This is a genomic window from Mesorhizobium sp. P2_A12 (genome assembly GCF_056405075.1).
In genome coordinates, this window is the sequence record NZ_JBFUCU010000009.1 from 53,556 (window position 1) to 73,132 (window position 19,577).

Genomic DNA, 19,577 nt, shown 5'->3' on the forward strand with positions numbered 1-19,577 from the left:
GCCATCAGTCGAATCCTTCAAGCCAGAGCCGGTAGGCCCCGTCGATCTGTCGGAAGTTGGCGGCCTTACCTTCATCATAATCGAAGTCGACGCGGCTCGAGACGCCGCACTGCGCCTTCAGCCAGGCTGCGGCCTCGTCTGCCGACGCGATCGTGGTGCCAAACTTCTTCGCGACGAACGTCCAAAACCCCTTTTCACCGCATATGATCCCGGCCTGGCGGGCGAGTGCTCCGCCCTTGCGCGGCGGTTCGGCCGGTGTCTCGGTAGGCGTGTTATCTTTTGCCGCCTCGTTTGAGGCCGGCGCGGCGCGGCCGTCGACTGTGTATTCATAGTCACCGACGCGGAAGGTGACCTCTGAAGGCCCGTGGATATCGATGACGAGATCATCGCCCTCGATCGAGATCTCCCAGCCTTCGCCGGCGGCCTGCTTGCCGAGCAGCTGCTCGATGGCGAGCTCGATCGGGAGCTTGTAGCGATGAACGAGCACTGGGGTCATGGCAGCAGAGCCCTTCCGGCATCGGTCAGCCAACCGGACCGGAGCGAGACACCGCATTCGATCAGGCCATGCGCCTCGGCACGCTCACAGGCGGCATAGGCGACCTTCTCAGGTACGCCGGTCTGGCGCGCCAACACCTCGTAGGGCCATCCTTCTGCCCAGTTGCTGTCCCTCGCGGTGCGATAAGCCTGGACGACCATCACATCGGTGATATCGCTTCGCTTCCACTTCTTCACAGCCCGACCTCCTCGAGGAATGTATCCAGCCCGGCCGGCTTGTCCGGCGCCAGCAAGGGCGCCTTGATGTGGGCATCCCAGTGCGTGCCGAGATTGAAGGAGATGCGGTCTCGGATCGCCCGCATTCGAACGATCTTCAGTTCGTCGGCGGTGCGAGCAATGCGCCGATCCCACTTCCTGATCGCGCGCCAGTAGCCGCGATGCTCCTTGCGGACCGCTTCCGGCAGCATCCGGAAGCACTTGCCGCAGATGATCTCCCCGCCCTCGCCGGGCTTGAACGCGCGCCGACAGCGTGGGTTGATGCAGCCTACTCGGTCGGACACGGGTCGCCCTCCCATGTCTGCGAATTGTCGGGCAGGCCGAAAAGGCTATCGCCGACCTCGATCAACGGGAATTCACCGCCGGCGCGGATCTTGACGACGATGGCGTCAGGGACATCCTGGAACGGTTCGTCGAACCACCACTGCCGGCGGCCGTCGACGATCTGCTGGTGCAGCTTCTCGCCGGCGCGGAGGCGGGTGAGGACGGCTTCACGCATGGAGATCGCCCCACCTGATGATGACGCCCTCGAACTGTTCCATGCCCGGGTGGTTTTCGCGCCAGAAGGCGCGCATGTCCGCCCATGAGGTGAAGCCGTCGCGATGAGCGAAGTCCTGCATGGCGGCATCGGAAAACAGCACGATGCCGTTGACCCTGACCACGCCATGATCGGCAAAGTTCAGCAGTACCAGGTCGACAGATACACACGTCGACCTGGCGATCAGCTTGCACTGCTTCGTCCGCATGCCGGTGTAGAGCTGCAGCTGCTCGCCTGGGCGGGCATGACGCTTTCGATCGGCACGGATCGTCTGCCGTTTGGTGCCGGCCTGGATTGGCGCCACGAAGCGTGGCTTGAAGGAATAGGCGACCATCAGGTTCGACCCGCCTCCCATGCCGAGATGCAGACCGGCGCCACGGCGCGGGCGAGATCTCGCGTCGCCTCGGCGTAGACCCGGATCTCGAACTGAGCGTGAGGATCAAGCCGGAGGTCGAGGAAGCCTAGCAGGTTCCGGAGGTCGATCTTCGCGAACATGTGGCTGTAGGTGTTGACCGGCAGCACCGATCGGGCCAGTTCGCGCGGCCAGCCCTTGTCGAGCAGCTCGCGGTACAGCGCGAAGAACTGTTCGCAGTGCTGGCGCAACATGGAGGCCTCGACGCGCCGGTCGACCATGTCCTTGCCGTTGGTCTCATCGATGTCGCGGGCCTGCTTGCTCGACGCGGATTGCACGCCGATCTGGGCGGGGTCCGGCACATAGAAGACCTCCGGCAGTTCCCGGTACCGCGCCGACAACTCGTTGAACGACCAGGTCCTGTGGCGGTGCCACTGCCGGAAAACGAAGATCGGCGCCTTGACCTCGAACTGGAACTCGACGGCCTCAAACGGCGAGGTGTGCTTGTGCTTCCAGAGGTAGCGGATCAGCTTGGCGTCGCTGCCCTCATCCTCGCCGGCGCGCCAAGCGGCGTCATAACTGACACGAGCCGCCCGGGTGACGGAGAGATCGCTTCCCATATGGTCGACCAGACGGACGAACCCGTGATCGAGGACGTCGATCCTATCCATTGCTCTTCTCCAGGTTGGAAATTTCACGATCGAGGTACCAGCGCGCCTTTTTCAGATCCTGAAGGACGGCGTCCTTCTTGCCGGCGCGCGAGATGTATTTGACGGTGTTGCCGAGGCAGAAGCCGAGTCCCCACGCTTCGATGACCTTGATGGCCTCATAGGGGTTGTCGGCACCGCCATAGTGGGCCGGGTGATCGACGGCTTCGGACTGGCGAGGACGCGTGATCGGATTGGGGGCCATCAGTTGGCCTCCATCACGGTGGCCAGCGCCGGCACCTGCGACGTCACCTCAGAGCGCGTCGCCCAGCGGAGATTGGTCTCAGCGTTGTCGAGTGTGTTGCCATTCCGATGGATGACATCGGCGTTCGAAAACGGCTCCGGTCCCCGAAAGGCCCGACAGACCAGCCGGTGCACCTTGTAGGTCTTGCCTCGGAAACGCAGGATCATGCGAGGGCGGCTGGCGTCCCTCGCCGTTGTGCCGAACCAAGCATGGCCGCCATAGCGTCGGGTGCCACCGTATGGCATCTCTTTCGTGTACGGCAGCACGCGGACGCGCCCAAGGCTGCTGACCTCAAGCCCATTGACGATCGACGGCAACCACCTCTCGATGTCGGACATCAGAAGGGCACCTCGTCGTCAAGCTCTTCGCGCCGGCCACCACCGCCACCGACGCTACCGCCCTTCCCTCCGTTTCCAAACCCGCCTTCGCTCGACCGACCGCCTCCGCCGCTCGACCGGCTGTACCCGCCGCTGTCCTCCCGCCGATCGCCGCCACCCTCGCTCTTCGTATCGAGCATCTGAAGTTCACCGCGGAACTTCTGCAGGATGATTTCGGTGGTGTAGCGGTCCGCTCCGGATTGATCCTGCCACTTCCGGGTCTGCAGCTGGCCCTCGACGTAGACCTTCATCCCCTTCTTGAGATATTGTTCCGCGACCTTGGCGATGTTCTCGTTGAAAATCACCACGTTATGCCATTCAGTTTTCTCCTTGCGCTCGCCGGAATTCTTGTCCCGCCAGGACTCCGAGGTGGCGATGCGGATATTGACGACCGGATCGCCGGAGTTGAGGCGGCGGATTTCTGGGTCGGCGCCCAAATTGCCCACAAGAATCACCTTATTGACGCTGCCGGCCATCTACTTGTCCTTCCGATCTCTGGGTTTTCCGACCCGCTGGACGCCTGCTCGGCAGTCGGCATCGTATTGCTCCGTGGTCCGCGTCGGCGGCGACGGCGTCGCCTTGTCGTCCATCGACGGGGTCGGCGGTTCTTCCGGTTCTGCCATCACGCACCTATCTCTTTGAGGGCTTGTTCTCTGGCCGCGTTCAGTTCGGCCATTGCGTCGTGCGAGCCGCCAGGGCTGTCGGGATGGCGTGCCTTCGCCAGAGAGCGATAGCGGCTCTCCACGCCGGCGGCGGTGGTCGGCACGGTGCCATCGACTTTGAACACTTCTCGCCACGGGCGGCGCGCACCAGGCGCAGGCAGGGCCGTGAAGCCTGCGAACATCTCGGCGACCGACGACACGCCGTAGCGCTCAATCGCTCTCGTGGCCTCGATATGAGCCGCAATGGCGGCAATGTTCTGCGCTACCTTGGTGTAGGTGTCGCACGGCATGCAATGCGGCTTGCCCTGAAGCTGGAAATAGAGGGCAACGCCTGGGTCCGCCGGTTCGGACTGTCCGGAGCGCGGCATGCCATCAAGTCGCGTTTCAAGGTTCGTGCTGATCACCGGATATCGTGCGCCCAGCCGGTCGAGTTCGTCCTGCAAGCGCGATAGGGCGTCTGCGACCGTCAGGGCCTTCGTCTCACGATAGCGACCGTTGTCGCGTTTGGTGTTGAACTTGCCTGGGACGCGAACGCCGGCGGGCTTGCGCGGGCGACCGGCAGGCCATTGGAGCGGATAGGCTGAAACGCTCATAGCTGCACCAGCGGTCTGGCGTTGTGCTCGACGCCATCGAGCATCCGGCCTGAGTGCTTCTTTCCCAGCCGCCAGACATCCGGTTCGTCATCCCGATGCATCTCCTCGCTGTTGCGAGGCGTGATGCGGCCGAAATCCCAATGCGCGGGCTTACCCCAAGATTCGTCGAAATAGGTCGCGACCTCCTCGGTTCGCGTCTGCCGCCGGTCTGAGCATTCGCCGGGTGCCCACTCGCCGTTCTGCTTGTGGTGGTAGGCGACGCCGGCGGCGGCGCACTGATTGCGAAGGCTGCGGAGCCAGTCAGGATGCGTCGGGCGCGCTTTGTGGCCGCCCTGATCGGTCTCGCCGCCTGTGATCACCCAATCGATGGCGCTCTGCTCGCGAGGCAACAGCCCATTGAATGAGCCGATCGGCAGGTATTCGGCTATATGGATCGGTCCCAACAGCGGCTCGCACGAGAGGAATGCGAAGACCGGTTTCAATTCCGCTTTGGCCTCAAGGAGGCGCGGGATGTTGAGGTCCGCGCGCTCCTGATCCTCGACCGTCGTGCCGATCGCGGCGTTTCGCGGCCAAGCCATGTCGAAGGCCGCACCGTACATGCGAACGATGTTCTGCGGCCGCTTCGTCAGCAGCAACCAGACAAGTTGCGGCGTCGCGCGGATGAGTTCGAACAGATCGGTGCGCCACGCCGTCTGGATCTGATTGTCGAACACGTCGGCGAGGCTGGAGCAGAACACGAACGGCCGAGTTCCGACCTCCATCGCCTTCCGGTTCCACTTGATCGGTTGATGCCAATTGCCGATCGAGGTCCGGACGCGCGTGCCTACACCTTGACCAGGTGCACCCCACTTGACCTTGCCGTAACGCTTGTCCATCAGCGCCTCGGCATAGCAACCGTCGCACGCCGGCGAGACCTTCGTGCAGCCGATCCACGGATTGAAGGTGTGGTCGCACCATGAAATTGCGGTGATCTCACCCATTGGCCGCCTCCGATGCGCGCTTCTTCAGCAGGTAGCCGTAGCCGGCGCCTGACAGGATGTTGTGGCCGTGGGCGCGCAGCTCGCGGACGTAGCGGTAGACGGTCCGCTCGGAGCATTCGGCTTGCTGTGCCAGCGCATCGGCGGTCACGACGCCCTGCTCCATCGCGTCGAGCAGCTGCTCCATCTTGGCTTCGCGGAGGCCAGGCATCACACGTCGTCCACGTTGACGACAATGATCTTGTCCGGAGGAACCATCTCGGCCAGCTCCGACACAGGATCGATCCGCTCGTGTTCGGCGATCGTCATCTTCGGAACGGTGATCGTGAGGCCGTAGCGCTTCTCCCATGTGTCGCGCCACGCGAACACATTTTCAGGATTGACCTGCTCGGCTTCGGTGATCGCTTCCTGAAGCTCAGGGTGAAGGTTCAGGACGACAGGTGTCGCCTCGCGACTGATGCGGGGGATCTGATGCGTATAGACGCTCTCGCCCGTCATCCAGTTGAGCACTTCATAGACGCCGCCGATCTCGCCCATGAGGCGGCCGGTGACGGTCGATAGAACGTCGCGCGTGGGGAAAGCTTGCTCAGTCATGACTCTTCCTGCTCCATTGAGTGAAGGCGACCATCGCGGCGCCAAGCGCGGCCGCGATGGTGTCGCCGGTGAATCTGATGCTCTGCCAGTCGGTCCAGTCGCCGTTGCAGACCACTGCATTGTTGGGCTGGCCGTTGAAATCGGCGTTGTCGCAGAGGATCTCGACCGAGCTGCCCTCGCCGACACGCAGACGCTCTACGATCCGCCAGTTTCGGCCATCCTGCTCAAAGCGGTTGTTTGCCTCGAGGAGTTCTTGGCATCGCTTCTCAGCGGCAACTGCTCGCGAGACCTGCTGAATGCCAATGTCGAGGTTCTCCTCGGCCTCATCCTTCCATGTGACGCGCCACAGCGGCCCGGAGCAGTTCGGACAGCGATCACCGGGGTTGTCCCGCGCCGTGACCGTCCCGTCGTGCGTATTGAGATTCGCCTGGATCAGCCTGAAACGGCATTTCGGGCAGCGCCAAACGCCGGGCACATAGATCTCGGCATCGCCCATCAGAAGCTTCCCCCGATGGTCTTGCGCCAGGCATCCGGATCGACGACTTCAACCTGTGCCCGTGGCTGTTGCGGTTGGGGATCGGATGTCCGCTTCACCCATTCCAGGCGCGCGGTGTGGACCGTGTCTTCCTTCGTGGGATCGGTCGGCATGTCCGATTTATGCAGGATCCAGTCGAGATATTTGGTCGGCACCTCGGACCAGCGCTTGCCGTAGTGCTCGCCGAAACCGACCTTCATCAGCGTGACCGGCTTCGTCGACATGTCGATCAGCATCTCGGGCGTGTAGAGCTTCAGGAGGTCAAGGAGAATGTGGGCGGTGATCCAAGTGTCAGGGCCGGCGCGATGCGACGGCTCCGTCCGGGGGTCGTCGAGACAGAGGCCGCGCTCGTAGCGGATCGATCCGTTGCCGTGCGACTGCATCTCCGGCCAGGCGGTACGCGCCGCCTTGAAGGTGCAGATCCAAGGCAAGTTGTGACCGCGAATGAACCGGCTGTCGAACGCGGCGTTGTGTGCGCAGAGGATATCGGCGCCGGCGACTATCTCAGCACGCGCCTGATCAGGGTCCATACCCCCCCCCTGCTACCGCATCGGTGATGTGGTGAACTGCCATCGCCGGGAAGCTGATCGGCATGCCCGGGTTGACCAGCCGCGATATCGGCCCGCGCTCGATCGCCCAGCCGTCAGGGAACAGGCGGACATCGGTCCAACCTACCTCCACCATCTCGGCGGGATCGTCGATGCCGGTGGTTTCGGTGTCGACGACGCGGATGAGGGTGAGCGGGTCAGCCACGCGCGCCTCCCGTCTGGTTCGCGAGGTCCGCACGCGCCGCGACATCCATCAGCACCAGAAGAAGCGCGGTCTGCTCACGCTTTGCGCCGGCGTCTTTCAGACTCTGCGCCAGCGCGCCGTTGATCAGCGCGAGCTTCTTCAGCGCCAGCACTTCGATTGGGCTGATCTCGATCGAGGCCATCACCCGATCGCCTTCTCGACGTAGGCGACGGCCTCACGAACCGTGAAGATGGTTTCGGCGTCGGCATCGGCGATCTCGATGTTGAACTCCTCCTCGAAGCACATGACGAGCTCGACGAGGTCGAGGCTGTCGGCGCCGAGGTCTTCGATGAACGACGCCTGATCGACCACCTTGTCGGTGTCGATGCTGAGATGGTCGACGATGATTGTCTTCACGCGGTCTGCGATGGTCATGGGGATTTCCTCGGTTGTCAGAAGGGCAGGTCTTCCGCTGGCGCCGCCTCGAGCGGTGCAGGGATATCGATCTCAACCGGGACAGGCGCCGGTTCGACGATTGCCGGCTCGGGCGGATCGAGCCGGTGAACCTTGGTGGCCTCGTACGTCGCGTATTCACCGCTGGGATGCTTCACCCAGACCATTGTGTCGCAGACAGCCTTGACGTGGCCGCCAGCCTCGTTGCCGAGGCTATCCATTGCGGCGATGAATTCCCCCACATCAAAGCGCGGTGCGATCATGGTGAGCCGCGCAGAGTCAACAACCGCGCCGCTGCCGATATCGACAAATACGTGACCATCGTCGCTCTGATCGTACCGAACCGTCGTCTCGATCGACACGCGGTCGCCTTTGCGAAACTTCACCATCAAATTCTCTCCTCGTTGGTCGGCATGCCATTCAGGAACGCCGTCTGGTCTGGCGGTGGTGGCTCTCGGACCGGCTCCGGCGCCACCACCTGGGCGGCGAAGCCGATCACGGCCGTCGCCAGTGCGCGCAGCGAATGGCTGTCCGTCACCGCATGAGGGTCACCCTCGATGACGAGCCGCGCGATCTCGGTAGCGCCGGTGAAACTCAGCGGCGCCACAATGGCGCGTCCGCTGGCATCGACGAGCATGACGTCGCCGACCTTGAATGTCGCGTCGATCGGCCCAGTGCGGCTCGGCATCTTCATAGTGCCGGGCTTGGTGACCGAGACGACCTTGCGGCCATTCGCGAACGTGGCGACGTCGGAAGCATGGATTTCGACGGTCATGCCCGGATGTCCGTGTGGGTGTGCACGATGGTCGGTTGCTCCGGCACCGCACGCGGGACCAGCCGACCGATCTTGGCCGGTGGTGATGCGGCAACATCCTTGCCGCCCTCCAGGATGGCGCCGGCGGCATCAAACGCCGTGATCGCAACCCGGGTCTGCCGGAGCCGTTCCGTCAACTCCGCGATATCCCGCTCCAACCTGACCTCTTCGGCGCGAAAACGGTCCAGCGTGCTGGTGACCGAGTTCGCGCTGCGGTCGAGAATCGAAACCGCCATCTCCGGTTCAAGTTCGGCGTCGGTCAGCGCGACGTCGCGCCTGGCCTTCCTAGGGTTCCACATGTCTCAATCCTCCTCCGTGCTGCCGGGCTCCGGCGCCTCGGCGTCTTCCTCGGCGACGAAGCCGTCGAGCCAGGCCTGGCGCTCCGCCTCCCTGCCCTCCGCCTTGAAGTCGACCGGGATCGCCTTCTTGCTCATGTTGCGGCGGTAGGCGGCGCGACCCATGCGGGTCGCCTTCGCGATGGGGTCGCCGTCGTCCGGCTCAGCAGGGGTGGGCTTGCCGGACGACGGCTGCTGCCCGGAAGCGGCCTGGGGGGTGGAGGCCTTTCCGGGTTTGTCGGAGCCGGCCGGAGAAGAACCGGCATCCGATTTCGGCGCTGCTTTGTCGGCAGCGGGTTTCTTTGTGGTGGCGTCATCGCCGGCGAGCTGATCGAGCTTGCCCTTCAGGCCGGTGGGTTGATCGCCGGTCTTCTTTACCGCCGGGAAGACCTCGTCGACGTCTGTCTCCCTGTTCTTGACGCCCTGGTACATCGCGTAAAGGTCCGCGAGTTCCTCAAGGCCGATCTCCTCGAGGCCGGCGACACCAACCGCGGCGAACACCCGCTCCGGGGCGACGCCGATGCCGGCGAGCGCCTTCATGGCCTCCTCGCGGCGCTCCACCAGCGTGGTGACGTCACCTCTGATGACGTTTTCCGCGTGATCGAAGGCCTGCCGCCAGACCGCCTTGGGGACGCCCTTCAGGATGGCCTCGCGCATGGCGATCGAGGCCGCCGCATTACCGGCGGTCATGATCATGTCCTGGCTGTATAGGCCGCCGTCACGCTTCGAGATGTTCTTGCGGGTCCGTGCGGTGCGTTTCAGGCCGGTTTCGAGGTCGTGGAAGACGCCTTCCGATTCGACGTACTTCTCGATCTTGTCGACGTGGACGACGCGGGAGGCGCAGTGGGCATTACCCCAACTGCTCGCGATGATCTCGGCGAGCCGGATCGAGGGACCCCGGATGGTCTTGCCGTCACGCGGCACCGCATAGACGCATTCCTTGGCAGTCTGCTCGTCAAGCATGACGAGCTCGGTGATGTTGCGCATCACATTGGCGACCGAACGCGGGAACGCCCTGGCCGTGATGACGTCCTGGTTGAGTTCCGCCATTGCCAGCTGGACGGCGAGGCTCTGATTGCCTCCCATGCCTGGCGGCAGCGTGGTGAGTTCGCCGGTGCCGCGGTCGACGGTTTCGACGGCCTTCGATTGGGTGTTCATCGTATCGGTTCTCCTGTTGGCCGCCGGCGATCAGCCGCGGAATGAAGTCTTCTGGTCTTGGAAAATCTCGACGCCAGGCAACGGCGCCGTGTTCTTGTTGGCGCGGACGTAGGCCCTGACGAACTTGTCGATGTCGTCGATCGACATGTACGGCCGCAGCTTCTCCAGCGGGATCTTCGACGGCTCCGTGATGCGGTGCGTCCATGTCGCCTTGGCCGACACGGTACCCACTTCGGTACGAGTGGGGCCGCTGCCGGCGGTGACGGCTTCGTTGACAAGAACAGCCGCCTTGTGTTCGGCGTCGACGGCTTCCTGCATGAGGACATCTCCGAGGACGCTATGGCTCGATGCTGCGGCTTCCTCGAGCTTGCGCTTCGCCTCTTCCTGGGCGAGCTTGGCGACCTCGGCCGCTGCCACCCTCGCCTCTTCCCGCTTTTTCGCGTCATACTTGCCGACGATGGTTTCGAACGCCGACTGGATCGTCTCCGGGCGTACCGTGATGGTGTCGAAGAACCGATTGGTTTCGGTGACCTCGTCGCGCAACGGCTTCGTCGTCGCCAGCTTCGTTTCGCCGAGCCGCTTCGCAAGCTTTCTCGCTTCGATGCCCAGCGCGATCAGTGGATCACGCTCGCTGTCGTTGCTGATGACCCCGTCCGTCAGCGCGTTCTTGGCGGCGGTGGCACGCTTTGCGAGATCCTCGACCTCGTCGAGCACCGGCTTGAAGCGGTCGCGCAGGATGTCGGCTGTCGTCGCCAGATTGTGGCCGGGCCCGACGACAGATGGGGCGCTAGAAACTTCCATTGAGATCTCTCCGTGGTTTGACGCGCAGCACGCGCGATTGCGATGCGTTCCGGAAGGAGGTCCGCGCTGAGACCTCCCAGTTGGCGGTCAGGCCGATCTCGGCGTTGCCGAGGGCACGGATGATGATGGGGCGAAGGCTGTCGGCTAGTTTCGTCGCCGCGCTCGCGGCTTCCTTGCAGGCGCGGTATTCGGCCACTGCTGTGTCGATGGAGTCGTCTCCGCTGAGATCGCGCCGCTCCGGCATGCTATCGCGGTAGACGTCCATGACGACGTCACCATCACGCTGCCAGTCCGGATCGGGTTCCTCGCCGCTCGCCACCATCGTCCAGAACTCGTCGACCTTGGTGATGATGCGGTTCCACAGCCGGAGGTGGATCGGGATATCGATGATGTGCAGCTGGAAGGTGCCGCGCCAAGTGATCACCACCAGCGCAACGCAGGCCCATGCGCAGCCGGTCAGCTGGGCCTCGGTGATCGCCTGGACGGCGATCCAGGTCGGCGGCACCACATCGCCGGTATCGGGATCAAGCCAGAACTGTTTGAATGCCTCCTCCGAGGCGGATTTTATCTGGCAGTTCCCGGTACCGGCGCGGTCCGGCCGCTCCAGGAAGGCGTCCGGGGTGGCGCCGATGCGCCGGGCGGGATCACGGTAGTACGCGCGGTCGTTCTCGTAGGTCACCGTCCAATCCGGGAAACGCTTCCGGATCATGGCGACGACAACGGGCTCCATCAGGTTGCCGCGTTCCATCGCCTCGGTCTCTCCGTCGTCGGGGGAAAGACGGCCGGTCTTCTCCATGAAGAGCGCATAGGGCGAGACATATGGGTGCACACCCAAGAGCGAAGCTGCGACACTGGCCGTCACGTCTTTCTGACGCGCGGCTAACCATGAGACTCGATCCGCCGGGCGAATGATTTCAATCGACATGGTTGCCCTCTTCGTGAGGGAGCCATGCCCACGATCGGCCGGCCAAAATGCCGTTGATCGTTTTCTGGGTGACGCCGAATTGCCGGGAAAGCTCCGCAGTCGATCTAGATGAGCGAAGGGAACGAATTGCCGTCACCTGGTCGGCGGTGAGTTTCGACATCCCGTGACGGTCACCCCGATTGGTGGTGCCGTGGGAAAACTTGTCATGCTGGTTCGCGAGCGGCGTCTTCCAAGACAGATGCTCCGGGTGCACGCAGCCCTCATCGCCCTTGCCGCAACTATGCGCAGCGTGGTGCTCTGGCGTCGGTGGCTCGCCATGAGCCAGAGTGCACATGACGCGGCTGGCGAGCGCCGGTTTGCCGTTCCACCATGTCTGTCCGTAGCCCCCATTTGTAGAGAAAGGCCAGGTCAAGCACTCGGCGCCCTTGTGGCCTACGTGCGACAGCAGCCATTCGACGGTCGCATTCATCGCCGTGCCGCCGGCGAGCGGGTCGCCGTGGCGATACCAGCGCAGGTAATGAGACCGGCAGAGACCGCGAAACTTGACATGCAGCGGTCGATCGCATCCGGGCATAGTGCAGGTGCTCACGGCATCGACCTCCCCGGCCGGTGCTCGTAACGGATCTCGAAGCCGGAACGGATCGGCGCCGGCCGCCAGTGGCCAAGCGTGACCGCCAGAGCGAGGAGCGCGGCGGTGACGGCGCCGAGGCTGAGGATGGTCACGATAATCATGACGCGCCCTCGCTGGCGCGCAGCGCTGGCTGTGCCTCATTGTAGGCGGTGTAGAGGGCGGCAAGCGCCTTCCCCTCCTTTGTCTCGTAGCCGTAGTCGCCCGGTGCACCGAACGCGATGCGAACCTCGCGGATGCGCTCGTTAATCGCTTCCAGCGCCTGATGTAGGGCCGGCGCCGCCGCCAGGAGGTAGGCTGTGGCAAAACGCTGGTCGGCGCCGCCCCATATCGCGGCAAGCTTCTTGTCGTCCGGCGCCGCGATGTAGATGTTCGGCAACCCGTTGCCGCCGCCGGCTTTCGACGTCACGACATGGTAGGGACCGGCTGGCCACGTCAGGGGAGCGGCGGCAATGTCGTTCATCGCAGCACCATCACGAGCGACAGGACGACGAGCGCCGCCAGGAAATCCAGCGTTGCTGATGCCGATTATGGCGACATCACAGTCACCAGCTCCGGCGCAGCCTGGACGATCGACAACGGTGTTGTGACCAACGCCAAGCTCGCCACCACGGCGCAGGCGATCGGCAAGCAGACGGTCTGGATTCCTGCCTCGGCGATGACGCCGGCAACCACGAACGGACCGGCGGCGGGCCAGGTTGAGACCTCTTCGAACAAGGTGAATTTCTCCGTCCTCGACTTCGACGCCACCACGGCCGAACAGGCGTGGTTCGACATCGCCATGCCGAAGGGCTGGGATGAGGGCACGGTTACATTCCAGGCATGGTGGACCACCTCGGCGACCGACACCGACGGTGTCGCGATCTCGCTGGCGGGCGTGGCTCGGTCCGACAATGAGGCGCTCGATACCGCGGTTGGAACGCCTGTTGTTGTCACCGACGATGCGCAATCTGGCGCGCTCGAACTTTTGGTGACGGCCGAGAGCTCAGCGGTGACCATCGCGGGCTCTCCGGCCGAGGGCGACCTCTGTCTCTTCCGGGTGCAGCGTGTCGTGTCGGACGGCAACGACGACATGAGCGAAGACATGCGCCTGATCGGCATCAAGCTGTTCTACACCACGAACGCCGCCAACGATGCTTAGGGTCAATCAACTGATCGGTTTCGGATCAGGCCGACACCAACTTGCTATCGCTGGAACGCCCGTCCTCTCCGCCACCGAAGATGCCGCATACACAGGCTTCACGGCTACGGCCAGCGGCGGCACGACGCCATATGTTTATTCGTTGGTTGGCTCTTGGCCGGCGGGACTTTCGATCAACTCATCGAGCGGCGCCGTTTCCGGCACGCCGACGCTTCAAGGCACTTATGCCAGCCTGTCGGTGCGCGTGACTGATGCCGCTCTGGCCACTGCCGATCTGCCGACGTTCACAATCACTGTGGCCGTCGCCGCCGCTACCCGCCAGGCCATGGTTCCCGGCGGCTACATCAACAGCAATGGCCCGCGTCAATCGATGACGCCATTCGGCTACATCAACGAGGCCTGATCGATGACCGCTTACTACGTTCGATCTGGTGCCGCTGGTGCCGGAACCGGAGCCGACTGGGCCAACGCCTACACCACGCTTGCGGCGGCATTTTCCGGCAAGGCTGCCGGCGACGTGTTCTATGTGTCGGAAGACCATGCCGAGACACAGGCGTCAGCCATAACGCTGACGCCGCCAGGAACCATCGCCAACCCAACGCAAGTGATCTGCGTGAACCACAGTGGCACGGTTCCGCCCGTCTCTGCCGATCTTAGAGCAACGGCGACCATCACCACAACCGGCACCAGCGCGATCAATTTCGCCGGCAGCACAGGAGCATGGTACAAGGGCATCATCTTCAATTGCTCGACCGGCGCCGGTTCGCCAACAATGAGTGTTGGGAGCACCGCCAGCGGGCTCTTCATTTTCGAAGACTGTTCACTGCGGCTGGTAGCTACTGGAGCAGCAGGCAGCATATCTCTGGGCAACGGCGCATTCAACGGCATCTATATCGAACTGAGGAACACGACCGCCTCCTTTGCCGCCACAGGGCAGGGCATAAGGCTGCAAAGTTCCGTGATCTTCAGATGGATGAATACGGCATCGGCATTGCTTGGGACGATACCGACAACCCTGATCGATTGGATCAGCGCGCGGGCTGGCGACATCATCCTGCGTGGCGTCGATCTCAGCGCGGCCGGATCGGGCAAGACCATTATCGGCAATACGGCGTCAGGCAATTGTCGCGCGCAACTGATCGACTGCAAGCTCAATGCTAGCGTGACGAAATTCGCCACGCCAACGACGCCTGCCTTGGAAATGGACGCCTATCGCTCGGGTTCCTCTGGCGTGAACTACAACGTCAACAGCACCCAATACGCCGGAAGCCTTGATGAAGAACTGACCATCGTCCGCACCGGCGGCGCTTCGGACGGCACGACACCGCTGGCATGGAAGATCGTCACATCCGCGAATACGACTTGGTTCACGCCCTTTGAAAGCCCGTGGATCCCTGTCTGGAACGACACCACCGGATCATCGGTGACAGCTACCCTACAATGCATCTGGGGCGGTGGCGCCGTTCCATTCGATGATGAAATCTGGCTGGAGATCCAAGAGCTGGGAGACGCCTCGTCGCCTCTGGCATCGTTCGTCAACGATAGTAAGGCAGATGTGCTCGCCGCTCATGCCGGGCAAACGGCCGGCTCCGGAACCTGGGGCGGATCAACGACAAAGTTCGAACTGTCTAAAGCCTTCACGGCACAGCAAAAGGGCTGGATCTACGTTCGCGTGAAAGCGGCGAAAGCGTCGTCAACGTTCTATATCGATCCGAAGGTGACGTTGACCTAGGCGCCCTGCCCAGCGCCAGATCAGCAGAACTGCTGCGATCGAGACGTAGCCGTCGATAGCGTAATGCCAGCCAAAATAGACCGATCCGAACATGATCAGCGCCGCGTAGAGCCAGGCGACGGCGCCGACCCAGCGGTTGAGGCTCCAGAGGAAAAGCGCGTTCAAGGTGACCATTGCGACGTGGAAACTTGGCATGGCCGAGATGCCGCTGCCGACCACCGTCTGTTTGCTGGTGTAGGACTCATAGAGATAGTCGGTGATCTGAAGCATGTCGGGCCCGGCATTGCTGGCCTTCAAAGACTCCATGAGATCCTCGAAAAGATCAGGGTCGAACAGGCGATCGTAGAATACTGGCCCGGCCGAGGAGCCTGCCAACCGGACCACGACGCCGAGCAACAGCGCTGTCGCCATCAGCGCGGTGAAATATCGCTGGCGCGCAGCGGCATTCTCCAGCCACGCGGCAACGATGACGATGACGGCCACGAGTACGATCCAAAGCTGCGAGTAAAAGGAATAGAGCAGCCGATCCAACAGCCAGGGAAGCGGAACAGATCGCGCCTCGCGCCACGGATCGCCAAAATGAATGGTGGCGTCGACACGGGCGAACAAAGGGTCAGCGAAGAACGTCACCAAGCCGGAAAAGTCGTGCTTGTAGGCCGTGAACGCCGCAAGGCAAAGCATGAAGATGCCGATCGTTATCAGCGCTCCGGCACCCCGAGACCTAATCTTGTCACGCACGAAGCCGATGGGCGAGCTCGGCCGGTTGATGACGCCAGCGAATGCCAGTCCGAGGAACATCATCAACGGCATCAGCAGATAATAGATCCGCATCCTGGTGTCGCCGAAGGCCGCCAGGAATGATGTTGGAAACAGTAACGCGGCGGTGCCGGCATAGGCCAGACAGACGCCGGCAAGTTTTGCAGCCGGCGTGAAGCGCTGCGCTCGTACCGCTATGTCAGGCGCCATTTCCATTTTCGCACCGGCTTCTGTTTGACAATTGGCAGAGGCGGCGGATCGCCCGTTATGGCCGGCTTTGGTGGGCTAAGGGTCATCCATTCAACGACCTTGACTGAGCCGCCAGCTAAGGCAGCGCCAATCGCCACGATCAAAAGTGTTCTCAGAAACCCCAACCCGGCAAGTCTCCCCACGCCCGGCAGGAGAATGCTCCTGAAAATCTAAAAACTCAACTTCCGCGATCACGCAACCTGCCCGCGAGGGCGGAAAGGAACTGCAATGGCCGACAAACCGACCGTGACGGAGAAGATTGCCGCTGCTGTGCCGACGCCGCTTCCGCAATGGAGGCGCATTTTGATGCGGGCCTGGAGCGTGCGCCTCAACGCGGCAGTCATCGTACTGACCGGGCTTGAGGTCGCCGTCCCGTATCTCGACGGCATCCTGCCCATCCCTCGCAACCTTTTCGGCGGCCTCGCCGGCCTCGTGTCCATGGCGGCGATCTATGCCCGCATTGTCCAGCAGAACAATCTCAGGGGAACGCAGCCATGACGAATAGCACCAACAGGAAGGCTGGTGGCGCTGCCGCCGTTGCCGCTGGCATCGCCTTGGCTGCATCCATCGCGGCACCACAGGAAGGCTACATGGCCTATGCCTATCGTGATCCGGTCGGGGTTCTCACGTACTGCTATGGCGAGACGGAGAACGCCAAGGATGCCGTCGGCCGCAAGTTCTCCGAGGCCGAGTGCCGGGCGCTCCTGCAGCGGCGTATGGCCCACTACGAGCAGGGCAACGCCAAATGTGTGCCAGGCTATGAAAACCTCGATGTCTTCGTGCAGGCGGCGTTCAACGACTTCTCCTACAATCTTGGCAACGGCGCCTTCTGCAATGGTTCGATCGCTGCCTTTCTGCGGGCCGGCAACGTCAAGGCGGCCTGCCTGAAAATCACAGCCTATGACAAGGCGCGTGTTCACGGCGTCCTGAAGCCGCTCCCCGGCCTGACCAAGCGCCGAGCTCTGGAGCAGATGTATTGCCTGAAGGGCTCGCATTGATGGGCGAGGTCAAGACCCAGCCTGTCAAGGCCACTCTGGTCGAAAGCATCGTCGCGGAGAGCGCCCCGGCCGGTGCCATCAAATTCTACGAAACGGCCGAGCACCAACCGGCCGGCTTCCATTTCCAGTGCCCTTGCGGCTGCCGATCGGTCGGCGGCGTCAAGGTGGCTGGACCTGGCGCGTGGACTTGGAATGGGAGCCGCGACAAACCGACTGTGCGAGCCTCGGTCCTTCTCCACAATGTCGACATGAGCAATCACTGGCATGGCTACCTGACAGACGGTGTTTGGGAGAGCTGCTGATGATCGAATACCGCTGCACCTGGTGGGAATTCACCGGCCGTCATTCGCCAGACGATGGCAATGGGATCATGCATGCGATCTACCGCAAGCTCGATACCGGTGAAGAGACCGATGATCTTCCGGTCGGTGCCTTACTCGTTTCCGAATCGGGTCCGAAAGGGCCAGACGGGCTCTCGGTCGCCTGCATCGTGCCCTACAGCAACGAAGGCGTGATCAACAGCACGACCTGGTGGCACATCGACAGCCGCGCCAACAACTGCACCAAGCCTGACGACAAAGAGCATCGCTGCTGGGTGAGGCACGGCACGCTTGGCGGCGAGATCCATGTCGACAAGAACGGCTACACCTGCTCGGCCGGCGCTGGATCGATCGGGGTTCCCGGCTTCCACGGCTTCCTGCACCGTGGCGTTTTAAGGGACGCCTAATGATCGCCCTCGCCGAAATCCCCTATGTTGGGCCGTTCCTCGCCTTCGCGACATCACGCTTCGGCCTTCCGCTGGTCGTCGCCGGCGGCATCGTCGGCTACTACGAGGGCGTGCCGATCGGGCCGCTGCGCGACATCCCCTACGCCGGGCCGGCGCTTGCCGGCTTCGTCGACGGCCGTGTCGATCGAGAATATGCCGCCGGCCAGCTCAACGAACGTCTCGTCTGGCAAGAGAAACAGCGCCGTGCCGAGATCGCCGCAGCCGCGAAGGCAAAGGTCAAACAGGCAGAAATCGATACAGCGGCCCAAGAGCTCGCCGACGAGCAGAACGCTGACACCGTGCGTATCGCCGACCTCGAAGACCGCATCCGGCAACAGAAGGACGAAGACAATGGCCCGAAAGCGGCTGGTGATACTGCTGGCGCTTGCAAGCCTGGGCGCGGCATCCCCGCCCGGCTGTCGATCGGTATCGACGCCTTTGGTCGTTGACCAGCCGAAACAGCATGTCGATCCGAGCGTGATGCGCGAATGCGATACGGTCGTCAACGTCCCGCACCGCTTCATTCCTGATGACGAGGTGAGCCGCCTGTGGGCGAAGGACCGGGCGATATCCGGTGAATGCCGGCGGCTGAATCATGCCAAAGCCACGACCATCAACGCGCTGGTCAGATAACTGCAACCACGAAAGGAGCATCATCCCCATGTCTCTCTCAGCAATCCTGATCTTGATCCTCATATTGATCCTGGTCGGCGCTTTACCCACGTGGCCCTACTCGGCGTCGTGGGGTCCGGCGCCCGGTAGCCTTGTCGGCGTGATCCTGATCGTGGTGCTCATCCTGATGCTTCTCGGTAGAATTTGATTTTCGCAGTGCATGGGCGTGGGGAAATAAATGGCGGATGACATGGCAAACGGAACCGAGGATGCGCATCGACAATACCCAGATCCCTTTCAGGGGGCGATGGGTGAGCGTGTCACCAACATGGGCCGACGCATCAACGATGTCGAAGTCGAGATGCGCACCGGCTTCAACCAGATCAACCAGTCAATCGCAGCGCTGTCGAACAATCTGGCCGAGCGCAACAAGACGCAATGGCCGGTCATCTTCCTCGCCATCGGGGTGGCGTCGAGCGTGCTGGGCTACTTCGTCACCCAGGCATTGACGCCGATCCGGGATGCAAATCTCGACATGAAGGCGGCGATTGTCGAGACACAGAAAAGCATCCAGACGCTCGCCGCCAACACCGTCTCCCAGCAAGAGATGAAATGGCGCACAGATCGGGGCGCCGAAGACCGTCTTCGCACGGAGAGTGCCATTGTGGATCTGCGATCGGGCACCGTCACCCGCGCCGAATGGATGGAACGAAACCGCGCCTATGACCAGCAAGCCGCAGACTTCAATCGCCGGCTGGATGAGCTGCGGCAGGACTTCGGCTCCGTCTATGGCACTCGCGACGTCATCCAAGAGATGAAACGGGAGCTTGACGATCTGCGCCGAAAGCCGCCGCCCGCCTAACCCTCGGCGCCCGGCGGTTCCGGGCTACTCCCAAGACTGGCCCGGTGCTTCGGCATCGGGCCTTTTTCTGCGTCTGGGGCTGCGCTATATCGGCTCGATGAGCGATAAACCGGGACCACTTTACGTTGTCAGCATCTACGATAAGCCGCACTGGCGCACGCTGCTGTCCACAAGGAACAAAGCCGAAGCGGAATCGCTCGAGCAATCGATGGTCGCGGATGGCGTCAAGGCGCGCATTGAGACGATCGAACAGCACCGGCGGTAG

The 19,577-nt window shown here is 62.8% G+C and carries 40 protein-coding genes; 12 read left to right on the forward strand and 28 right to left on the reverse strand.

Translation table 11 applies throughout. The features are described 5' to 3' along the window. Positions 1-4: 4 nt before the first annotated feature. The 27 genes from AC1DZU_RS19805 to AC1DZU_RS19935 form a co-directional block, all read right to left on the reverse strand. The gene (locus tag AC1DZU_RS19805; RefSeq protein WP_477287515.1) at positions 5-496 is read right to left on the reverse strand and encodes a hypothetical protein; all 492 of its coding nucleotides are present in this window, start codon (positions 494-496) and stop codon (positions 5-7) included. Further along, positions 493-732 (reverse strand): hypothetical protein, encoded by a 240-nt coding sequence (locus AC1DZU_RS19810; RefSeq protein ID WP_477287517.1) that lies wholly within the window; start codon positions 730-732, stop codon positions 493-495. Before AC1DZU_RS19810 ends, AC1DZU_RS19805 begins: the two co-directional genes overlap by 4 nt. Beyond that, positions 729-1,055: a hypothetical protein gene (locus AC1DZU_RS19815; RefSeq protein ID WP_477287519.1), complete on the reverse strand. Its 327-nt coding sequence runs from the start codon at positions 1,053-1,055 to the stop codon at positions 729-731. Before AC1DZU_RS19815 ends, AC1DZU_RS19810 begins: the two co-directional genes overlap by 4 nt. Continuing rightward, positions 1,040-1,270 carry a hypothetical protein gene (locus tag AC1DZU_RS19820; RefSeq protein ID WP_477287521.1) on the reverse strand — a complete coding sequence of 77 codons (231 nt, stop codon included), beginning with the start codon at positions 1,268-1,270 and terminating at the stop codon, positions 1,040-1,042. Before AC1DZU_RS19820 ends, AC1DZU_RS19815 begins: the two co-directional genes overlap by 16 nt. After that, complete coding sequence (locus tag AC1DZU_RS19825; protein WP_477287523.1) at positions 1,263-1,643, reverse strand: ASCH domain-containing protein; 381 nt, start codon at positions 1,641-1,643, stop codon at positions 1,263-1,265. Before AC1DZU_RS19825 ends, AC1DZU_RS19820 begins: the two co-directional genes overlap by 8 nt. Further along, complete coding sequence (thyX, locus tag AC1DZU_RS19830) at positions 1,643-2,332, reverse strand: FAD-dependent thymidylate synthase (RefSeq protein WP_477287525.1); 690 nt, start codon at positions 2,330-2,332, stop codon at positions 1,643-1,645. Before thyX ends, AC1DZU_RS19825 begins: the two co-directional genes overlap by 1 nt. Beyond that, positions 2,325-2,573 carry a DUF3310 domain-containing protein gene (locus AC1DZU_RS19835; RefSeq protein WP_477287527.1) on the reverse strand — a complete coding sequence of 83 codons (249 nt, stop codon included), beginning with the start codon at positions 2,571-2,573 and terminating at the stop codon, positions 2,325-2,327. Before AC1DZU_RS19835 ends, thyX begins: the two co-directional genes overlap by 8 nt. Further along, a complete protein-coding gene (locus tag AC1DZU_RS19840) occupies positions 2,573-2,950 on the reverse strand; it encodes an HNH endonuclease signature motif containing protein (protein WP_477287529.1) in 378 nt (125 codons plus the stop codon). The genes AC1DZU_RS19835 and AC1DZU_RS19840 overlap by 1 nt, the downstream gene beginning before the upstream one ends. Next, on the reverse strand, positions 2,950-3,465 hold the full coding sequence (gene ssb / locus AC1DZU_RS19845; protein WP_477287531.1) for a single-stranded DNA-binding protein: 516 nt from the start codon (positions 3,463-3,465) through the stop codon (positions 2,950-2,952). Before ssb ends, AC1DZU_RS19840 begins: the two co-directional genes overlap by 1 nt. Positions 3,466-3,611: 146 nt before the next feature. Continuing rightward, on the reverse strand, positions 3,612-4,244 hold the full coding sequence (locus AC1DZU_RS19850) for a J domain-containing protein (RefSeq protein ID WP_477287533.1): 633 nt from the start codon (positions 4,242-4,244) through the stop codon (positions 3,612-3,614). Then, on the reverse strand, positions 4,241-5,224 hold the full coding sequence (locus AC1DZU_RS19855; protein ID WP_477287535.1) for a phage Gp37/Gp68 family protein: 984 nt from the start codon (positions 5,222-5,224) through the stop codon (positions 4,241-4,243). Before AC1DZU_RS19855 ends, AC1DZU_RS19850 begins: the two co-directional genes overlap by 4 nt. After that, positions 5,217-5,432: a helix-turn-helix domain-containing protein gene (locus tag AC1DZU_RS19860; RefSeq protein WP_477287537.1), complete on the reverse strand. Its 216-nt coding sequence runs from the start codon at positions 5,430-5,432 to the stop codon at positions 5,217-5,219. Before AC1DZU_RS19860 ends, AC1DZU_RS19855 begins: the two co-directional genes overlap by 8 nt. Continuing rightward, complete coding sequence (locus AC1DZU_RS19865; RefSeq protein ID WP_477287539.1) at positions 5,432-5,815, reverse strand: DUF7736 domain-containing protein; 384 nt, start codon at positions 5,813-5,815, stop codon at positions 5,432-5,434. Before AC1DZU_RS19865 ends, AC1DZU_RS19860 begins: the two co-directional genes overlap by 1 nt. Beyond that, positions 5,808-6,311, reverse strand: coding sequence for a hypothetical protein (locus AC1DZU_RS19870; RefSeq protein WP_477287541.1), 504 nt, complete (start codon positions 6,309-6,311; stop codon positions 5,808-5,810). The genes AC1DZU_RS19865 and AC1DZU_RS19870 overlap by 8 nt, the downstream gene beginning before the upstream one ends. After that, positions 6,311-6,880: a hypothetical protein gene (locus AC1DZU_RS19875; RefSeq protein WP_477287543.1), complete on the reverse strand. Its 570-nt coding sequence runs from the start codon at positions 6,878-6,880 to the stop codon at positions 6,311-6,313. Before AC1DZU_RS19875 ends, AC1DZU_RS19870 begins: the two co-directional genes overlap by 1 nt. Next, positions 6,870-7,103: a 3'-5' exonuclease gene (locus AC1DZU_RS19880; RefSeq protein WP_477287545.1), complete on the reverse strand. Its 234-nt coding sequence runs from the start codon at positions 7,101-7,103 to the stop codon at positions 6,870-6,872. Before AC1DZU_RS19880 ends, AC1DZU_RS19875 begins: the two co-directional genes overlap by 11 nt. Then, positions 7,096-7,284: a hypothetical protein gene (locus AC1DZU_RS19885; RefSeq protein WP_477287547.1), complete on the reverse strand. Its 189-nt coding sequence runs from the start codon at positions 7,282-7,284 to the stop codon at positions 7,096-7,098. The genes AC1DZU_RS19880 and AC1DZU_RS19885 overlap by 8 nt, the downstream gene beginning before the upstream one ends. Then, the gene (locus AC1DZU_RS19890; protein WP_477287549.1) at positions 7,284-7,517 is read right to left on the reverse strand and encodes an acyl carrier protein; all 234 of its coding nucleotides are present in this window, start codon (positions 7,515-7,517) and stop codon (positions 7,284-7,286) included. Before AC1DZU_RS19890 ends, AC1DZU_RS19885 begins: the two co-directional genes overlap by 1 nt. 17 nt (positions 7,518-7,534) lie before the next feature. Beyond that, on the reverse strand, positions 7,535-7,924 hold the full coding sequence (locus tag AC1DZU_RS19895) for a hypothetical protein (RefSeq protein ID WP_477287551.1): 390 nt from the start codon (positions 7,922-7,924) through the stop codon (positions 7,535-7,537). Continuing rightward, positions 7,924-8,310, reverse strand: a complete 387-nt coding sequence (locus tag AC1DZU_RS19900) for a hypothetical protein (RefSeq protein WP_477287553.1) — start codon at positions 8,308-8,310, stop codon at positions 7,924-7,926. Before AC1DZU_RS19900 ends, AC1DZU_RS19895 begins: the two co-directional genes overlap by 1 nt. Next, on the reverse strand, positions 8,307-8,648 hold the full coding sequence (locus tag AC1DZU_RS19905) for a hypothetical protein (RefSeq protein WP_477287555.1): 342 nt from the start codon (positions 8,646-8,648) through the stop codon (positions 8,307-8,309). Before AC1DZU_RS19905 ends, AC1DZU_RS19900 begins: the two co-directional genes overlap by 4 nt. 3 nt (positions 8,649-8,651) lie before the next feature. Continuing rightward, positions 8,652-9,842: a hypothetical protein gene (locus AC1DZU_RS19910; RefSeq protein ID WP_477287557.1), complete on the reverse strand. Its 1,191-nt coding sequence runs from the start codon at positions 9,840-9,842 to the stop codon at positions 8,652-8,654. 30 nt (positions 9,843-9,872) lie between these two features. Beyond that, on the reverse strand, positions 9,873-10,643 hold the full coding sequence (locus AC1DZU_RS19915) for a hypothetical protein (protein ID WP_477287559.1): 771 nt from the start codon (positions 10,641-10,643) through the stop codon (positions 9,873-9,875). Continuing rightward, entirely contained in the window at positions 10,630-11,568 is a 939-nt protein-coding gene (locus tag AC1DZU_RS19920) for a YqaJ viral recombinase family nuclease (protein WP_477287561.1), read from the reverse strand. Before AC1DZU_RS19920 ends, AC1DZU_RS19915 begins: the two co-directional genes overlap by 14 nt. Next, positions 11,558-12,157 carry a hypothetical protein gene (locus AC1DZU_RS19925; RefSeq protein ID WP_477287563.1) on the reverse strand — a complete coding sequence of 200 codons (600 nt, stop codon included), beginning with the start codon at positions 12,155-12,157 and terminating at the stop codon, positions 11,558-11,560. Before AC1DZU_RS19925 ends, AC1DZU_RS19920 begins: the two co-directional genes overlap by 11 nt. Beyond that, positions 12,154-12,300 carry a hypothetical protein gene (locus tag AC1DZU_RS19930; protein WP_477287565.1) on the reverse strand — a complete coding sequence of 49 codons (147 nt, stop codon included), beginning with the start codon at positions 12,298-12,300 and terminating at the stop codon, positions 12,154-12,156. The genes AC1DZU_RS19925 and AC1DZU_RS19930 overlap by 4 nt, the downstream gene beginning before the upstream one ends. Further along, positions 12,297-12,605: a hypothetical protein gene (locus AC1DZU_RS19935; protein ID WP_477287567.1), complete on the reverse strand. Its 309-nt coding sequence runs from the start codon at positions 12,603-12,605 to the stop codon at positions 12,297-12,299. The genes AC1DZU_RS19930 and AC1DZU_RS19935 overlap by 4 nt, the downstream gene beginning before the upstream one ends. Before the next feature lie 3 nt (positions 12,606-12,608). Between AC1DZU_RS19935 and AC1DZU_RS19940 the strand changes: the two genes are divergently transcribed. The 3 genes from AC1DZU_RS19940 (at position 12,609) to AC1DZU_RS19950 (ending at position 15,069) form a co-directional block, all read left to right on the forward strand. Next, positions 12,609-13,337, forward strand: coding sequence for a hypothetical protein (locus tag AC1DZU_RS19940; protein ID WP_477287569.1), 729 nt, complete (start codon positions 12,609-12,611; stop codon positions 13,335-13,337). Next, a complete protein-coding gene (locus AC1DZU_RS19945) occupies positions 13,330-13,740 on the forward strand; it encodes a putative Ig domain-containing protein (protein WP_477287571.1) in 411 nt (136 codons plus the stop codon). Before AC1DZU_RS19940 ends, AC1DZU_RS19945 begins: the two co-directional genes overlap by 8 nt. Before the next feature lie 114 nt (positions 13,741-13,854). After that, a complete protein-coding gene (locus AC1DZU_RS19950; protein ID WP_477287573.1) occupies positions 13,855-15,069 on the forward strand; it encodes a hypothetical protein in 1,215 nt (404 codons plus the stop codon). Here the strand turns inward: AC1DZU_RS19950 and AC1DZU_RS19955 are convergent. Beyond that, entirely contained in the window at positions 15,031-16,035 is a 1,005-nt protein-coding gene (locus AC1DZU_RS19955; RefSeq protein ID WP_477287575.1) for a phosphatase PAP2 family protein, read from the reverse strand. The genes AC1DZU_RS19950 and AC1DZU_RS19955 overlap by 39 nt on opposite strands. Positions 16,036-16,302: 267 nt before the next feature. On the opposite strand from AC1DZU_RS19955, the gene AC1DZU_RS19960 reads away from it, so the two are divergent. The 9 genes from AC1DZU_RS19960 to AC1DZU_RS20000 all read left to right on the forward strand — a co-directional run bounded on the left by AC1DZU_RS19960 (position 16,303) and on the right by AC1DZU_RS20000 (position 19,577). Beyond that, positions 16,303-16,572: a DUF7940 domain-containing protein gene (locus AC1DZU_RS19960; RefSeq protein WP_477287577.1), complete on the forward strand. Its 270-nt coding sequence runs from the start codon at positions 16,303-16,305 to the stop codon at positions 16,570-16,572. After that, complete coding sequence (locus AC1DZU_RS19965) at positions 16,569-17,072, forward strand: glycoside hydrolase family protein (protein WP_477287579.1); 504 nt, start codon at positions 16,569-16,571, stop codon at positions 17,070-17,072. Before AC1DZU_RS19960 ends, AC1DZU_RS19965 begins: the two co-directional genes overlap by 4 nt. After that, entirely contained in the window at positions 17,051-17,374 is a 324-nt protein-coding gene (locus AC1DZU_RS19970; protein ID WP_477287581.1) for a ubiquitination-like system serine protease family protein, read from the forward strand. The genes AC1DZU_RS19965 and AC1DZU_RS19970 overlap by 22 nt, the downstream gene beginning before the upstream one ends. Continuing rightward, positions 17,374-17,799: a hypothetical protein gene (locus AC1DZU_RS19975; protein ID WP_477287583.1), complete on the forward strand. Its 426-nt coding sequence runs from the start codon at positions 17,374-17,376 to the stop codon at positions 17,797-17,799. Before AC1DZU_RS19970 ends, AC1DZU_RS19975 begins: the two co-directional genes overlap by 1 nt. Then, positions 17,799-18,287: a hypothetical protein gene (locus tag AC1DZU_RS19980; RefSeq protein ID WP_477287585.1), complete on the forward strand. Its 489-nt coding sequence runs from the start codon at positions 17,799-17,801 to the stop codon at positions 18,285-18,287. The genes AC1DZU_RS19975 and AC1DZU_RS19980 overlap by 1 nt, the downstream gene beginning before the upstream one ends. Beyond that, positions 18,277-18,471 (forward strand): hypothetical protein, encoded by a 195-nt coding sequence (locus tag AC1DZU_RS19985; RefSeq protein ID WP_477287587.1) that lies wholly within the window; start codon positions 18,277-18,279, stop codon positions 18,469-18,471. The genes AC1DZU_RS19980 and AC1DZU_RS19985 overlap by 11 nt, the downstream gene beginning before the upstream one ends. A 28-nt stretch (positions 18,472-18,499) precedes the next feature. Continuing rightward, positions 18,500-18,658 (forward strand): DUF3309 family protein, encoded by a 159-nt coding sequence (locus AC1DZU_RS19990; protein ID WP_477287589.1) that lies wholly within the window; start codon positions 18,500-18,502, stop codon positions 18,656-18,658. Positions 18,659-18,811: 153 nt separating this feature from the next. Then, entirely contained in the window at positions 18,812-19,312 is a 501-nt protein-coding gene (locus tag AC1DZU_RS19995) for a hypothetical protein (protein WP_477287591.1), read from the forward strand. Next, positions 19,278-19,577, forward strand: coding sequence for a hypothetical protein (locus AC1DZU_RS20000; protein WP_477287593.1), 300 nt, complete (start codon positions 19,278-19,280; stop codon positions 19,575-19,577). The genes AC1DZU_RS19995 and AC1DZU_RS20000 overlap by 35 nt, the downstream gene beginning before the upstream one ends.